Annotated in this window: 15 protein-coding genes; 2 read left to right on the forward strand and 13 right to left on the reverse strand. The window is 35.7% G+C overall.

The features are described 5' to 3' along the window. Positions 1–68: 68 nt before the first annotated feature. The 7 genes from CSC80_RS16205 to rpsF all read right to left on the reverse strand — a co-directional run bounded on the left by CSC80_RS16205 (position 69) and on the right by rpsF (position 7,297). The gene (locus CSC80_RS16205; protein WP_099193063.1) at positions 69–839 is read right to left on the reverse strand and encodes a glucose 1-dehydrogenase; all 771 of its coding nucleotides are present in this window, start codon (positions 837–839) and stop codon (positions 69–71) included. 136 nt (positions 840–975) lie between these two features. Further along, positions 976–2,355 (reverse strand): histidine--tRNA ligase, encoded by a 1,380-nt coding sequence (gene hisS / locus CSC80_RS16210; RefSeq protein ID WP_099193064.1) that lies wholly within the window; start codon positions 2,353–2,355, stop codon positions 976–978. 82 nt (positions 2,356–2,437) lie between these two features. Next, positions 2,438–2,914: a DUF6495 family protein gene (locus tag CSC80_RS16215; protein WP_058103003.1), complete on the reverse strand. Its 477-nt coding sequence runs from the start codon at positions 2,912–2,914 to the stop codon at positions 2,438–2,440. A gap of 61 nt (positions 2,915–2,975) precedes the next feature. Continuing rightward, positions 2,976–6,083, reverse strand: a complete 3,108-nt coding sequence (locus tag CSC80_RS16220) for a TonB-dependent receptor (protein WP_058103004.1) — start codon at positions 6,081–6,083, stop codon at positions 2,976–2,978. A gap of 103 nt (positions 6,084–6,186) precedes the next feature. Next, positions 6,187–6,639 (reverse strand): 50S ribosomal protein L9, encoded by a 453-nt coding sequence (gene rplI / locus CSC80_RS16225; RefSeq protein ID WP_058103005.1) that lies wholly within the window; start codon positions 6,637–6,639, stop codon positions 6,187–6,189. Between the two features lie 14 nt (positions 6,640–6,653). Beyond that, a complete protein-coding gene (gene rpsR / locus CSC80_RS16230; protein ID WP_027067300.1) occupies positions 6,654–6,950 on the reverse strand; it encodes a 30S ribosomal protein S18 in 297 nt (98 codons plus the stop codon). 5 nt (positions 6,951–6,955) lie between these two features. Then, on the reverse strand, positions 6,956–7,297 hold the full coding sequence (rpsF, locus tag CSC80_RS16235) for a 30S ribosomal protein S6 (RefSeq protein ID WP_058103006.1): 342 nt from the start codon (positions 7,295–7,297) through the stop codon (positions 6,956–6,958). 231 nt (positions 7,298–7,528) lie between these two features. On the opposite strand from rpsF, the gene CSC80_RS16240 reads away from it, so the two are divergent. Beyond that, entirely contained in the window at positions 7,529–8,221 is a 693-nt protein-coding gene (locus CSC80_RS16240) for a LytTR family DNA-binding domain-containing protein (RefSeq protein WP_058103007.1), read from the forward strand. A gap of 52 nt (positions 8,222–8,273) precedes the next feature. Here CSC80_RS16240 and priA read toward each other — a convergent pair whose 3' ends face one another. Genes priA through nadC form a run of 4 tightly spaced genes read right to left on the reverse strand, consistent with a single transcriptional unit; the run spans position 8,274 to position 12,996 of the window. Next, positions 8,274–10,730, reverse strand: coding sequence for a primosomal protein N' (gene priA, locus CSC80_RS16245; RefSeq protein WP_099193386.1), 2,457 nt, complete (start codon positions 10,728–10,730; stop codon positions 8,274–8,276). 2 nt (positions 10,731–10,732) lie between these two features. Continuing rightward, positions 10,733–11,173, reverse strand: a complete 441-nt coding sequence (locus CSC80_RS16250; RefSeq protein ID WP_058103008.1) for a DUF2147 domain-containing protein — start codon at positions 11,171–11,173, stop codon at positions 10,733–10,735. Next, entirely contained in the window at positions 11,170–12,138 is a 969-nt protein-coding gene (locus tag CSC80_RS16255; protein WP_058103009.1) for a YihY/virulence factor BrkB family protein, read from the reverse strand. The genes CSC80_RS16250 and CSC80_RS16255 overlap by 4 nt, the downstream gene beginning before the upstream one ends. Continuing rightward, the gene (gene nadC / locus CSC80_RS16260) at positions 12,139–12,996 is read right to left on the reverse strand and encodes a carboxylating nicotinate-nucleotide diphosphorylase (RefSeq protein WP_099193065.1); all 858 of its coding nucleotides are present in this window, start codon (positions 12,994–12,996) and stop codon (positions 12,139–12,141) included. Between the two features lie 65 nt (positions 12,997–13,061). On the opposite strand from nadC, the gene rlmH reads away from it, so the two are divergent. After that, positions 13,062–13,535: a 23S rRNA (pseudouridine(1915)-N(3))-methyltransferase RlmH gene (gene rlmH, locus CSC80_RS16265; RefSeq protein WP_099193066.1), complete on the forward strand. Its 474-nt coding sequence runs from the start codon at positions 13,062–13,064 to the stop codon at positions 13,533–13,535. Between the two features lie 17 nt (positions 13,536–13,552). Here rlmH and CSC80_RS16270 read toward each other — a convergent pair whose 3' ends face one another. After that, positions 13,553–14,371 (reverse strand): type IV pili methyl-accepting chemotaxis transducer N-terminal domain-containing protein, encoded by an 819-nt coding sequence (locus CSC80_RS16270; protein WP_099193067.1) that lies wholly within the window; start codon positions 14,369–14,371, stop codon positions 13,553–13,555. Between the two features lie 165 nt (positions 14,372–14,536). After that, positions 14,537–16,429: a phosphoglycerate dehydrogenase gene (gene serA / locus CSC80_RS16275; protein WP_058104257.1), complete on the reverse strand. Its 1,893-nt coding sequence runs from the start codon at positions 16,427–16,429 to the stop codon at positions 14,537–14,539. Between the last annotated feature and the right edge of the window lie 5 nt (positions 16,430–16,434).

Here is a 16,434-nt window from a genome sequence, read left to right on the forward strand (position 1 = left end):
AAGAGAAAAATGAGAACAAAACACTAGCTACCAAATGGCAACCAGTGTTTTATTTTTAATCGATTTTTTTACATATTGTAAACGCCACCATTGATGTCTAGCGTAGCTCCAGTAATAAAGCCATCGTATTCAGATGCCAGATACAATACAGCTCTAGCTACATCATCAGCGTTACCTGCTCTTTGAATAGGAATACCTTTTGTAGTTTCTGCAGCTGATTCCTTTGTTGTATGCGTATTGTGAAATGAAGTACCTAAGATAAGCCCTGGCGCAACAGCATTAACTCTTATTCCCTGTGGTCCCAATTCTGATGCAAGTGCCCTTGTATACGTTAAAATAGCTCCTTTACTGGTTGAATATACCAATGATCCCGGGTGACCGCCTTTACGACCTGCCAATGATGCTAAATTGACCATACTACTATTTTCATTCTTTGCCAAATATGGTGCTGCTGCCCGTGTAACGAACATCATTGAAGTCATATTAATATCCATCACCTTGTGCCAAAAATCCGTTTCCATTTCACTTAGCATTTTACGGGCAACTAAAGAACCTGCATTATTGATTAAAATATGAAGTCCGCCCAATGCTTCAACTGTCTTTTCTACCAATGTGTTTGCATCGCTTTCTTTTGTGAGATCACCACTTACCGCAATTGCTTTTACACCTTTATCCTTAGCATAAGCCACAAGCTTATCTGCGGTATCTGCACTTGAGAAATAATGAATGGAAACATTTGCGCCACTATCAATGAAATGTTTGGTGATAGACTCTCCTATTCCTTGTGCACCGGCGGTAATCAATACATTTTTACCAAATAATTTGTTACTATTCGTCATGATTCTTTTAATTATAAAACTTGATTGTATTTTGGTTCTAAACCATTTTGATCGGCAATTGAAAACTGCACAACCAAATTGGTTAACCAAATATAATCAAAATGACTCAGTAAGCTTATATTTGATTTTAAGGTACTTAACTCAAATAATCTATGAAAGCACCAACGTTGTTTAAGCTATATTCTAGTTGAGAGCCTTCATTCATGTTCTTTACAACAAATGAATTATTACTCAACTCCTGCTCCCCAATTAATATAACATAAGGTACATTGCGATTATTGGCATACTTCATCTGCTTTTGCATTTTGGCACTTGAAGGATACATATCTGCCTTTATGCCGGCTTTTCGCAACTGAGTAACCAATTTTAAGGTCGCCATAGCTTCCTTTTCCCCAAAATTGACACAAAGTACTTGTAGCGAGCGATCAATTGCTTCAGGAAAAAGATCAAGTTCTTCTAGTACTAAATAAATACGATCCAAACCAAAGGAAATTCCCACACCGCTTACATTCTTTAGGCCAAAAATTCCCGTAAGGTCATCATAGCGGCCACCACCACCTATAGATCCCATTTTAACACCCTCAGGCGCCGCAACTTCAAATATAGCGCCGGTATAATAATTTAATCCGCGTGCCAGGGTGACATCTATTGACAATTCAGCAGATTGTAGACCTAGGGCTGAAATAGTCTCTAGAATAAAACGCAGCTCGTCCAATCCTTTTTTACCTTCTTCAGAATCTTTTAAAAGACCATCCAAGCGTTCTAATTGTTCGTTGTTACTGCCTTGTGGTAAAAATAATGGTGATGCTTTTTCAATTGCTTCTTCGGTAATACCCTTAGCGAGCATTTCTTTTTTGACTCCGTCCTCCCCTATTTTATCCAGCTTATCCAATGCAACGGTAAAATCTATCAATAAATCCTTAGCTCCAATTACTTCTGCAATACCTGCCAAGATTTTTCTATTGTTCATTTTTATAGTTGCACCTTCCAATTTTAAATCGGAAAATACAGCATCGTATAACTGAACCAGCTCTACTTCTTGAAGCAATGAATCTGAGCCAACAACATCGGCATCACATTGAAAAAACTCTCTAAATCTACCCTTTTGTGGTCTATCGGCTCTCCAAACTGGTTGAATTTGATAGCGTTTAAAAGGAAAATCCAACTCATTTTGATGCATAACCACGTAACGTGCAAAAGGTACAGTTAGATCGTAGCGTAATGCTTTCTCAGTAATTTTAGGAGCTATATTGTTAGAATTCTTTTCCGCATACGTAGCATCATCAACCTTTCTAAGAAAATCACCGGAATTCAATATTTTGAAAATCAAACGATCACCCTCTTCACCATATTTACCCAACAACGTATCTGAATTCTCAAAAGAAGGAGTTTCAATAGGTTGAAATCCATAAGTTTGAAAGTTCTTTTTGATAGTATCAAAAATGTAATTACGTTTTGCTATTTCAGAAGGATTAAAATCTCTGGTGCCTTTAGGTATAGATGGTTTCTGTGCCATTAAATTTATATTGTATTGCAAATATAACCTTCCATAAAACAAGGCTACATTTTAATAGTATGGATTTTAGATTTTTATTGTTCTATTTGGTAACGATAACTTTCTCGAACCATTGGTATAATTCTCCCTTGGTAATTACCGCTCCTTGCTTTATCAATAAAAACTTATCTACGTTTTTATCATCAGTGTAGGCTTTAGATGCAGTTAAATACTCTACAAAATCCGATTGCCAGTTTCTCTTGAACCAATCGAAACCAACAGTTGTGGTTAAATCAATTTCAGGATTCATCACCTTTACGGAAATCAATTTCATTTCTTTATCCGTTAAATGAAATAGGTGCATTTGATTGTTGGAAATATTCTCCAAATAGGTCACTTTTGCTAAAACACCTTCCCATACCAAATCGCTAAACACATCTAATTCTTCCTCAGCAACCTTGGGCTTGTTCTTTTTAATATCATCCCATTCATCGCCTGTGATTGATTGTGTCGCAAGAAAATTGATAAATTCTGGATGCAATTCTTCCAGTTGCTCTTTTGTTAGCCGCGTATATTTCATTTTGCAAAAATAAAAAGCCCTAACATATTTGCTAGGGCTTTTACAACTTAATTTTATAAACTTAAAAGATATATCTCAATCCTACTTGTGCTTGCCATCTAGACAACAGACTTGCATCGTACCCAAATGTCTCTGTCAATTCAGGATTAAATGTGTAGGTAGGCACATTAGTGTCCGGATCAACAGTTACACCAACAGGTTGAACATTATTTGGCTGTTGTACCAAGCCCCAATCAGAACTGATCAAATTACCTATATTCAATACATCTACACTAAATTGTATAGTATTGGTTTTTCCTTCGGATACAGTGATTTTGTAATCTTGCAAGAATTTCACATCCCATCTTCCTCTCCATGGTGCTAAAGCTCCATAACGCTCTGCATACTGACCTCTACGGTCACTTAAGTAATCATCTTGTGCAATATAGGCATCAAAAGCCGCTCCTTGACCTGCACCGGAAAATTGCATTTGACCAATTTCAGCTGAAGTAGGGACATAAATAAGGTCATTAATACCAGATCCATCTCCATTGATATCACCACCGTACGTATAGTTGAACCTACCGCCTTGAGCATATTCAAAGAATGTGGAAAGTGTAGAGGCCCATTTACCATTACCATACTCCCAGTTTTTGCTAGCTACACCAATAAACCTATGTTTATCACCATATTTTGATGGTGCTAATATATCTGCGTTGGCGTCATTAATAATTGGGTTACCTGCAAAAGCATCTGATGTAATTTCAGCTTCAATGGAGTTTACATCCTTGGCATCTAAATAACTATATGCTAACATTGTATACAGACCATTATTAAAGTTTTTCTGGGCCTTCAAAGATGCATTCCAAATTCTTCCTTTATTTGAGTTGGTAAATACATATGGACCAGCACCTAAACCAAAGCTGTTCAATAAATCATCAGCAGTATAGGTTGCTCTTGTATCTACACCTGATAAATTACCAGATGGTGATGTCAATGCCCAGTTTTGAACGTGTGGACCATTGATATCTTTTGTATAAGAAAGGTCTGCAGTAAGCACCATACCATCATCTAAACGCTTATCAACACCTAAATTAGTTCTCCATACTTGTGGAAATTTGTAATCTGGATCAACCGCCTGCAAGAAAAATACATCTGGATTAGCAATTTGGTTTCCTAACCATACAAATGGAAAACGACCTGTAAACAAACCTGAACCACCACGAAGCTGTAGCGACTTATCCCCATTTACATCATAGTTAAAACCTACTCTTGGAGAAATTAGCCAATCATTAGTTGGCATTTGTGTATTATCAATAAAAACCGTTTCGCCTGTATTAGGGTTTTCATAAGGTTGATCAGCAATTACAAAACCTCTATCAATAACATCTTGTGCTTTCTGTGCGGAATCAAAAAACAAAGGCTTATCAAAACGTACACCATAGGTTAATTTAAATTTCTCGTTTACGTTCCATTCATCTTGTACATAAAAAGCCAATTGACCTACATTTGTTTCTGCCAATGCCCAACCTTCGCCATCAGGTACAGCGTTATTGGCATTAAATGTTGCTTGCGGTCCTGCAAAGTCATACGTAGTTGCATCGAAATCGGCTATATCTACGCTTCCAAATTTTGAAAAACCATATGCCGTAAGGTTAAATGAATTATCGAACATGAATTTCTCAAGAGAAAACCCTACTGTATACGTATGATCTCCTTTGTAAAAATTTAGGTTGTTCGTAATTTGAAATACCTTTTGATCCAATCTATTGTGAGCAGAAAATGGCTCATGACCAGCAATAATGTAATTAGACCCATCTTTAGCAATATTGATTGATGGAGCAGGAGACGAAAATGGATTTCTATAGTCATTAAAATGAGTATACCCCACTTGAAGCTTGTTAGATGCTGTTTCGGATAATGATGAATTTAATTCTACCTGAACAGATTTAAGCTCGTTATTTTGCTCATAACCAGAATTTTGAAACTGTAGCGTATTTGCATTAGGACCTCTAAACTGTATTGCCGTAGGGTGTGCCGGTTTTTGCTTGGATGCATTCAAAAAGTTATAAATCACCGCTAAACGATTATTATCGTTTATGTTCCAGTCTAATTTAAAAAGCCCTTTTGTAGATTCTGCATCATGGGTAAAACCTTCATAAGCACCTGGATCGTATCCTACTGCCAGTAATTGATCCCTAACAGCTATTAAATCACTTTCCAATACTCTAGATTCATTGATAGCTCCCGAACCTGTGTTTGGTACCCAGCCATTAGTTCCTAAATCTGTTCTCTCATCTCTTTCGAAATTAGCGAAAAAGAATAGTTTGTTCTTCACTACCGGACCACCAATACTTACACCGTATTGACTTTGGTCTAATTTTGGTTTTACAATGTCATCACCTTTGATTTTTCCCCCGGTCATATCTTCATTTCTGAAAAAACCGTAAACCGTACCGTGAAATTCGTTAGATCCACTCTTGGTTACGGCATTAACTGAAGCCCCCGTAAAACCGGACTGAGTTACATCATAAGGTGCTGTTGATACTTGAATTTGTTCAATGGCATCCAATGAAATTGGTTGAGAATCTGTCTGACCTCCTGGTGTAGCTGCATCTAACCCAAATGGGTTATTGAAAATTGCTCCATCTAGAGAAAAATTATTGAATTGGTCATTTCTACCACCAAAAGAATTTCCGCTTGCTGTTGGCTCTAAACGTGTAAAATCTGCAGCAGAACGTGAAATTGTAGGTAAACGCGTCAACTCTCTTCTACCCACACTAGTTTCTGCACCAGTTCTATCACTACTAAAAGTACCAGAACGATCAGATACTACCGTGACCTCGTCCAATGCTTGACTTTCACTTGCCAATTTAACATCAACGTTAAATGTTTGGCCTAATGATAAATTAACATCTGTAAGTAAATAAGGTTTAAATCCTACATAAGAGATTTCTACCGTGTAAGGACCACCAACACGAAGGTTAAGTAGGTTAAATCTACCATCTTCGTTAGAAATAGAACCATACTTAGTACCTGTAGGGGTATGTATGGCTACAATATTTGCTCCAAATAGTGGTTGATCTTGGTCATCCATTACCAAACCTCTAATGTTAGAGGTGGTAACCTGACCGTAAGTTGCGCTTACAAAAAGCAACAACAACAATTGAAAAAACAAGTTGTTTTTCATGGAATTTTTGGTTTAGAGTTATTTATGAGTTCTTTAACAAAAATACCAAAAAAAAAGAGCTATGCACGCATAGCTCTTTAAAGTTATTAACTTAGAGAGTTAATTATTTCTGCTCGGCAACAACTTCGAAACCAAAATCAACAATTACCTCGCGGTGTAATCTGATTTGAGCATTATAAGGACCGGTTCTTTTAACGGCACCACCTTGTATGCTAATATATTTCTTGTCAATTGCGTGACCTTCTTTTTCAAGAGCACCAGCTAAATCACCATTTGTAACAGAACCGAACAATTTGTCGGCAGCACCTGTTTTAGCGGTAATTTTTAATTCTAAAGCTTTTAATGCCTCTTCAGTTTTCTTAGCTGCATCAATTACTTTTTTCTCTTTATGTGCTCTTTGTTTTAAATTTTCAGCTAAAACTTTTTTAGCTGAAACCGTAGCCATAGTAGCCAAGCCTTGTGGTATAAGGAAATTTCTTCCGTAACCGTTCTTAACATTTACTACGTCGTCTTTAAAACCTAAATTTTGTACGTCTTCTTTTAATATAAGCTCCATGATTCTTTGTCTTATTATTTTAATAAATCAGCAACATATGGCATTAAAGCCAAATGACGAGCTCTTTTTACGGCTTGTGCCACTTTTCTTTGATACTTCAATGAAGTTCCTGTAAGTCTTCTAGGTAACAATTTACCTTGCTCGTTTACCAACTTCAATAAAAAATCAGCATCTTTATAATCTACGTATTTAATACCAGATTTTTTAAAACGACAATACTTTTTCTTAGTGTTGGTCTCAATGTTCAATGGAGTTAGATACCTGATCTCTCCATCTTTCTTTCCTTTTGCCTGTTGTTGTAATGTTGCCATAATACTTAAGCTTTAGCGGTTTTGTTTCTTGTTCTTCTTTTTTCTGCCCATGCAATTGCGTGCTTGTCCAATTTAACGGTCAAGAAACGCATAACACGTTCATCTCTTCTAAATTCCTGCTCGTAAGGTGATACTACCTCACCATCGCTAGTGAATTCAAACAAGTGGTAAAAGCCACTCTTTTTGTTTTGAATAGGATAAGCTAATTTCTTTAGCCCCCAATTCTCTTTAGCTACCATTTTGGCGCCATTGTTAATTAAGAAATCTTCAAATTTCTTAACTGTTTCCTCTATCTGAACATCAGATAGAACGGGATTCAAAATGAAAACAGTTTCGTAATGGTTCATATTATATTTGTTTTTAAGGAGTGCAAAAATAGATATTTTTTTAAAATAAATATAAGAAATGCAAATATTCTTCGTTATTGAATGGTATTAACATGTAAAAATTAAACCAAATCTTAAATATATCATCATTACCAATTACACGATCAACAGCGCATTGTTCACATCTTTTGTTGCAGTTCAGCATGTTTTTTCGGTTCTTTGTCGATGATTTAACCCCACAAATCAACCCTTATGAAGTTAAGAAGTATCATCGTTGACGACTCATCTATGCAAAGGATGGCCGTTGCCAAGTTGGTAAACAATCATCCAAATTTAACTATGGTAGCTGAATATAGTAATGCTATCGAAGCTAAAAATGGAATCAAGAACCATGAGATAGATCTTATATTCCTTGATGTTGAAATGCCAATTATTACAGGATTCGACCTACTCGAGTCACTAGAAAACAGTCCTCAGGTAATTTTAATTACCGGTAAACCTGATTATGCCCTTAAAGCATTTGATTATGATGTAACGGATTATTTACATAAACCGATTACCATGGCACGTTTTGATGCTTCTGTAAAAAGAGCCGTTGCCAATTACGAACAAATGCATAGAGTCAATGAAGACGAAGAGCATATTTTTGTAAAAAGTAACCTCAAGAAGAGAAAGGTCATTTTAAATGATATTAAGTGGATCGAAGCTCTTGGTGACTATATTAAGTTGGTAACAGACGAAGCTAATATTGTAATCTTATCAACAATGAAGTCTTTTGAAAAGCAATTGCCAGAAGATAAGTTTTTAAGAATTCACAAATCATATATCATTAACCTAGAAAAGGTTGAAAAATTCAACAGTAAAAATGTTGAAGTTAGCGGTAGATCTATTCCGTTAAGTAGAAATAAGAAAACAGAACTTGCCGAAGCGCTTAGTAACGTATAATATATGGTATAATTTTACTCTCAAAAAAAGACCGCTGATCAGCGGTCTTTTTTTATATATGGTCTACATTATAAATAACCCGAACACTTCTATACATAGCTACAGATTTAAATGACTTCTCTATTCTTCTAATATTCGCTTTTGTCTGTACCAAAGAATTTGCCTTTTGAACCTTTACTACTATATGCTTTAAGTACTGATTTCTAATTCTTGCAACCGGTGGGTATTCCGGTCCTAATACCGTACCGCCAAAATTGGTACGCAATGCACTTGTGAACCAATCTGCAGCCTCATTAAGCACATTGTAGTTTTTATGCTTGAACGTTACTTTTATAATTCTATTTACGGGCGGGTATTTAAACTGTTCTCGCTCATATAGCTGTTCTTTATACATATTCACGTAATCACCCGTGGTCACCTGTTTTAATATTTGATGGTAAGGATTATAGGTTTGTATTAAAACCTTTCCCCTTTTCTTGGTTCGCCCTGCCCTACCTGATACTTGAGTTAACAATTGATAGGTTTTTTCATGCGCTCTATAATCAGGGAAATTCAATAATGAATCTGCATTCATTACCCCAACCAAATTCACATTTCTAAAATCCAGGCCTTTGGTCAGCATTTGGGTACCCACCAAAATATCCAGCTCTTGTTGCTCAAAGGCATTAATTATCTTTTCATAACCATGTTTGCCACGAGTAGTATCCAAATCCATTCTCCCTACCCTGGCCTCTGGAAATAACTCCTTAACTTCCTTTTCTATTTGTTCGGTGCCAAATCCTTTGGTATCCAATTCTGGACTACCACAAGCAAAGCAAGCTTCTGGTAATGCCGTATGATGACCGCAATAATGACAGCGTAATTGGTTCCTATATTGATGGTAGGTTAAACTTACATCACAATTTGGACATTGGGGAGAATGACCACATGTTAAACACTCCATCAATGGTGCAAACCCCCTTCTATTTTGAAAAAGTATGATTTGAGAACCCTCCTTTAGGGTTTCTTCCATCTCCAAAAAAAGACGTTCGGAAAAATGTCCTTTCATTTTTCTTTTCCTTTGCGCTTCTTTTATATCAACCAATTCCATATCTGGCATAAGCACATTGCCATAACGCCTGGTAATTTCAGCATAACCATATTTACCGGTTTGGGTATTGTAATAACTCTCTACACTGGGCGTTGCAGAACCCAATAAAATATTTGCTTTATGAAAATGCCCTAAAACAATAGCCGCATCTCTTGCATGATATCTTGGTGCCGGATCAAATTGCTTAAATGAACTCTCATGCTCCTCATCAACTATTATAAGCCCCAACTTACCAAAGGGCAGATACATTGCCGATCTTGCGCCAATTACAAGCTGCGCCTTGGGTTTAGACTGTAATACATTTTGCCAAACCTCTACCCTTTCCTGTACATTATATTTTGAATGATATATGGCTATTTTCTCACCAAAATATTCTTGGAGTCTACTAATTAGTTGAGTAGTTAACGCTATTTCCGGTAACAGATACAATGCTTGCAAGCCTTTTTCCAGACATTCTTCAATCAATTTCACATAAACTTCAGTCTTACCAGAGGAAGTCACACCTTTTAACAACGTAACCTTACCCGCCTCAAAAGAAGATTTGATATCAGCTAAAGCCGCTTCTTGATATTCATTTAAATCTTTAGACTCAGAATTGTCATTTTCCCCTTCATAATTTACTCGGTCGGTCTTAATAAAGTACTCTTCTAAAATCCCCTTATCAACTAATGATTTAATTACCGCTTTTGAAGAATTGCTAGCTTTCTCTAACTCAGAAACCTTAATAGGTTTTTGACTTTTGCCTTGCAATTGAAACAATGACAAAACTACCTGGCTTTGTTTTGGCGCCCTGGTCAATAAATTTAAAAGTTCTTCTAATTTTTGATCGGATGTATGCTCAGCACCTAATTTAACGTACCTGACCAATTTAGGTTTATATTGCTCATACACCTCTTCTTTCAGTACGATTACGTTTTTATCAAGCAACCTTTGCAATATGGGCAATACATTTTTACGCTCTATGATTGCCGATACTTCTTGAACCTTTAAAATAGATTGATGCTGAAGTGCCTCGAAAACCAAAAACTCATCATCTAAAAGTTCATTTTCATCAATTTCATATGCGGTATTCCTCAGTATCAAAGTCTCACTTTCCAATAGAAAAGCTCCCGGCAAAGCACTGCGTACTACTTCTCCTAGCGTACACATATAGTAAGAAGCTATCCACTCCCAATGTTTTAGTTGAACAGGGGTAACAATTGGGTAATCATCTAATATTTCATGAATTTCCTTTGATTCATATGCCTCTGGTGGATTCTGGTGTACGCTATAGATGATTGCGGTATAAATCTTAGATTTCCCAAAGGGAACCGCCACACGCATACCCGGCTGTAAAACCAATGCTTCTTCATCAGAAATAGCATAAGTAAAACTACGCTCTAAAGGTATTGGCAATATTACATTAACAAAGTTCAACATTCCTATCCTTGCACCCGTAACCATGTTTGGGTTCTATAGATAAAAGCCAAATACCCCCTAACCTTTAATTCATCTGGATTATCTGGGTTCAACCATATTTTAAAACGAAAGGTCATTGCTTGTTCTGGATCAAACAATCTTTTTCCCTTCCATTCACCATCATTATTTTTTTCCCCGCCAGTAATAATTTCCATTCCTTTTACAGGCTTATCCTTTAAATCCCCATCACATTTATCACAAACCTTATTTTCTTTTCCCTCTTCTAGAATATCAACCACCTTACCATACATTAATCCATCCTTTTCATAGATTTCAATAAGGCCTTTTGGTTTACCCGTACGATCATCTATGGTTTTCCACGTTCCAAATACAGATTGTGCAGAAATACTCATTGAAATAAATAATGTAAAGAAAATGCTTAATTGTACGGTTTTGTCTATCATTCTTTTTTTGTGATTTTACGTAATGTATTGAGTGATGCATTCAACTCAAACCCAAGTAGCAATATATTAGAATTTAACCAGATGTAGACCATTAAAATCAATAATCCTCCTAATGCCCCATACAATTCATTGTATCTAGCGAATTTTTCAACATAAATACCAAAGAGATATGATGTAATTAAAAACAATATAGTGGTCATTAATGCCCCTACAGAGAAAAATTTTGCCTGCTTACCCTCTCTGGTTCCAAAATAATACAGAATAGCCGTTGTAAAATATGATAGAATGATAAAGAAAAGCACTTTGGCGATCTGCACGCCTATTACCTCGTCTTCGCCTAAAATATAGCCTCCTTGCTTTGCCGCAAACTCAGATAGGTAGCCAAGCACGTAGAATTCAAAATAAATGAAAGCTACAAAACCTACAATAATTAGGATAGCCAATATTAACCCTACCATTAAAGCATATAGATATTGTCTAAAAAAATGGCGCGTAAGTTCTATATGATATGAAGTTTCAAATCCTCCAAAAATAGAATTCACCCCATTTGCTATTAAAAAAATGGATAACAAAAATGCCGAAGACAATAGACCTCCACGCTTTTGATCTTTAATCTGAGTAAACACTTCTCCAAAATAATCACCTGTTGCACTTGGTAAAAACGACTCTAAGAACAATTGAAACTGAACATCGAAATCACCATGCTCAATACTAATGTACGACACTAAAAACGGCACCAATGTTACCATAAATATGATCAATGGAAACAATGCCATAAATAAACTGAAGGCAATTGCACTGGCTCTTGTAGAGAGTGTACCTTTTAAAACCCCCAAAACATACATTTCTAAAAGGTCGTAAATAGAAAGCCCTTCAAATCCTGGTAACCTGATTTGTTTTAAAAATCTGACCACCCAATTTACAACAGGTATTTTTTCAAGTTTCTCTTCGACCTCTAAAGACATCTACACGGCTTTTAAGCTCAAATCTAAGTTATAAACGGAATGTGTTAACGCTCCTGACGAAATAAAATCTACACCACATTCCGCATATTCACGTATGGTCTTTTCATTAATACCTCCAGAGGACTCGGTCAAACAAGTATCACCAATCAACTGGACCGCTTTACGGGTATCTTCATAATTAAAATTATCTATCAAAATACGATATATACCTTCTGACTGTAGAATCTCTTCAATTTCCCCTAAATCTCTCGCCTCAACAATAATTTTTAAATCGCGACCCGTTTCTTTTAAGTAATTTTTGGTTTTTTCTATTGCCTTTGTAATGCCACCAGCAAAATCAATATGATTATCTTTCAACATGATCATATCGTATAAAGCAAACCTATGATTTTCACCACCACCTATTTTCACTGCCCATTTTTCTAAAGCCCGTATACCCGGTGTCGTTTTTCTGGTATCAAGAATTTTTGTGCCCGTACCCTTTAATAAATTGACGAACATATTGGTTTTGGTAGCAATAGCGCTCATTCTTTGCATGGCATTAAGTACAAGGCGCTCAGCCTTTAAAATGCTTTGCGAGCTTCCTTCTACATAAAACACAATATCACCATGTTTTACTGGAGAACCATCTTTGATCAATACTTCTATCTTTAAATTGGGATCTACAAAATAAAAAACAAGTTCAGCAAAATCTACTCCGGCAATAATACCTTCATCTTTAACCAGCAATTTTGCTTTGCCAGTTGCACTATCCGGTATACACGCCAGTGAACTGTGGTCGCCATCACCAACATCTTCACGAATGGCATTTGCTATGATTAATTTTATCTCTTCTTTAAACTGGTCTTCTGAAATCATATATTTAAAATCTATTGTATTGCTAATTTACAAATCCATTTGCGAAATTGATTTACTTTTGACATATGACTATAAAACTTTTAGCCATTGGCAAGACCGACAACGGTCAATTACAAGAGCTTATTGAAGTATATGAAAAGCGATTACAGCATTATGTAAATTTTGAAATAGACATTATACCCGATCTTAAGAAAACCAAAAACTTGTCTGAAGACCAACAAAAAGAAAAAGAAGGTGAGCTTATTCTGAAAAAATTAGCACCTACAGATGTTCTTGTTCTTTTTGATGAAAAAGGAAAACAATTCAGCTCTGTTGAGTTTTCTCAATATCTACAGAAAAAAATGAACTCTGGTATAAAACAGTTGGTCTTTTTAATTGGAGGGCCATATGGATTTAGCAATGCTGTGTACGCCAAGGCATCTGGTAAAATTAGTCTATCAAAAATGACCTTTTCTCACCAAATGGTTCGCTTGTTCATTACCGAGCAAGTATATAGGGCATTTACCATTCTAAAAAATGAACCATATCATCACAGATAATTGTGAATCGCCATTAATCAAGCTTGTTTTTCAAGGGATTTCACCATATTATCTGAAACTCCCTCTAAATCCGTAAGCTCTTCCATTAAATATGAAATTAGCTCTTCTTTATGCGCCGTATTCTTTTCAATTTTTAGCACATGGTTGTAATTTTTGATATTCTTCATGTGCGATTGAAAGGCATGTGTTTGGTGCCAATTAATTTCTTTTAACTTCTGATTTTGAATAGCCATTTTCTTTATGGACGGATTGATAAAGAAAAATATTTCAATAATTAATATGATCAAAGAAAAAACCGCCAACTCCAATTCAATGATCATCAACGTCTTTATATCTTCTTCGGATGCTTTCTGAAATTGACCAACAATGGTATCCATCAAAACCAAAAACTTATCCGTTTCAGCAGACAGTTTTTCCATATCTACAGTCTGCAGTTGATTGAAATCGTCTAAAGTTTCAATGATATAGTTTAAATGCGGCTGCAGAAGATCAAAATTTCTCTGAATTTCCTCATTGTTCAATTCAGGAATGCCTGTAGCCTCATTCCCAATTTGCAAAGCAATGTTTGCATTGGCCAATTTATTCATTGCTAAACGCAACTTACTAAAATCACATGTGCCATACTTACATTCGTAAACATGTTTCATTATTGATTGCGATAACATTCTTTGCCTACCCGCCTCATTGATCCTAAGAGAGTCTTGACGTTGTCTTGACAAAGAATATTGAATAATTGACTGTATTAATATTGTTAATATTATCACCGTAAAGACCAGTAGATAATAATTATTAAAATTTTTACCAGATTTTAGTTTCGACAAAATCTTTTTAAACATAACTAAAGATATTTCCTACAAAATAACATGTATCTATACCATAACTATTTTGTGTAAAAAATGTTGTAAAAAATTTGAATAACACAAACAAAAAAAGTGCAAGTAGTTAAACCTGCACTTTTTTATATATACTTTTTAAATGTATGAAGCTTTCGCTAACGAATACTAGTACAACACCCTAAATTTAATAGTGTTCTCTACTTTCTTTAATTCTTTGATCACTTCTTTATTATACTCCTTGTCCAGATCGGTAATTACGTAACCCACCTCATTATCCGTAGAAAGGTATTGACTATTGATATTCAGTTCGTACTGCGCCAAAACCTTATTAATTTTCGCCATGATACCCGGCACATTTTTATGAATATGCAAGAATCTGTGCGATTTGTTTTGCTTTGGCAAACGAATATTAGGGAAGTTTACTGCATCTACAGTATTACCAGAATTAATGTAATCCATGATCTTATTAGGTACAAAATCCGCAATATCTCTTTGGGCTTCTTCTGTACTACCACCTACATGAGGAGTAAGAATTACATTGGGAAAACCTTGTAATTTGGTCTTAAAGTCTCCGTTACTTCTTGGCTCGTCTGGATAAACATCTATAGCCGCACCACCTACTTGACCAGATTTTAAGCTTTCTGCCAACGCATCAATATCAACAACAAACCCACGGGAAAGGTTGATTAGCATGGCTCCTTTTTTCATTTGGTTCAATTCACGCTCACCAATGAAGTTCTTGTTTGCCTTATTGTCGTCTATATGCAAAGTAACAACATCAGAAACACTTAATAAATCCTCTAATGAATTACACTTAACCGCATTACCTAGAGCCAACTTATCATCTACATCATAGTAATAAACGCGCATACCCATTGCCTCGGCCAATACAGATAATTGCTTACCAATGTTACCGTAACCTACAATACCTAAGTTCTTACCACGAACCTCGCGAGAACCAGCAGCCGTCTTCTGCCATTGACCTTCATGTATTTCCCTGCTACGGTCAAAAACACTTCTCATCAACATGATAATTTCACCTATAGCCAATTCTACTACAGATCTGGTATTGCTATAAGGGGCATTAAATGCAACAACACCTTTTTTCTTGGCAGTTTCAAGATCTATTTGCGTAGTACCTATACAAAAAGCACCAACCACCAATAACTTATCGGCTGCGTCTAAAACAGCTTTTGTTACTTGGGTCTTAGAACGGATACCAAGCACGTGAACGCCCTTTATCTTTTCTATCAGCTCTTCTTCTGGCAAGCTATGCTTGATCAGCTCAACGGAGAAACCGTCTTCTGACAAATTATCAAATGCAGCTGTGTGCACATTTTCTAATAAAAGGACCTTAATCCTATTCTTTGGGTACGAGATATTTCTTGGCAACTTGTTCACAAATAAAAATTCATCTAAACTTGGTGTAACATAATCCGCATTGTTAGCGGCTTTTTCTCTATGCACATTTTCGGTATAAGCAAAAAACTTATCTGCTATACCCGCTTCGCGCATTACATAATCACTATAACCATCTCCAATAACCTGAACTTCTCCGTCCAAATTCATCTGTTTTAGGCAATCAATTTTACCATTATGCTGAGACAGTACATTTTTTTCATCAAAACCGATGATATTACCTTCTTCATCAAATTTAAACGTATTTGCATAAACACGCTCAGAAGGTATATTATATTCTTTTACAATGGGGTCTATAAACTCTTTAAAACCACAAGATATTACATAAATATCATCTGCATATTTTTCAAAAAACTCCTTATTGGCCGCAATAGATTTAGAAATTTTATTTCTAAGGTTTTCTACCAAACCATCTAAGTCTTCCTTTTTGGCATGTAACAACTTAATACGACGCTCTAAAGACTCAGTAAACGAAATATCACCATCTATACCTAAATTGGTGATTTTCTGAATTTCTTGAATAACCTCCTCTTTATTGGATCTTCCCTCTAAAGTCATTTCAGCAAGTACATCTAGAGCCTCTACCCTTGTTAATGTACTATCGAAATCAAAAACATATTTTCTACTTACTTCTACCATCATTT

This window comes from Maribacter sp. 6B07, assembly GCF_002700155.1.
Taxonomy (GTDB): Bacteria; Bacteroidota; Bacteroidia; order Flavobacteriales; family Flavobacteriaceae; genus Maribacter; species Maribacter dokdonensis.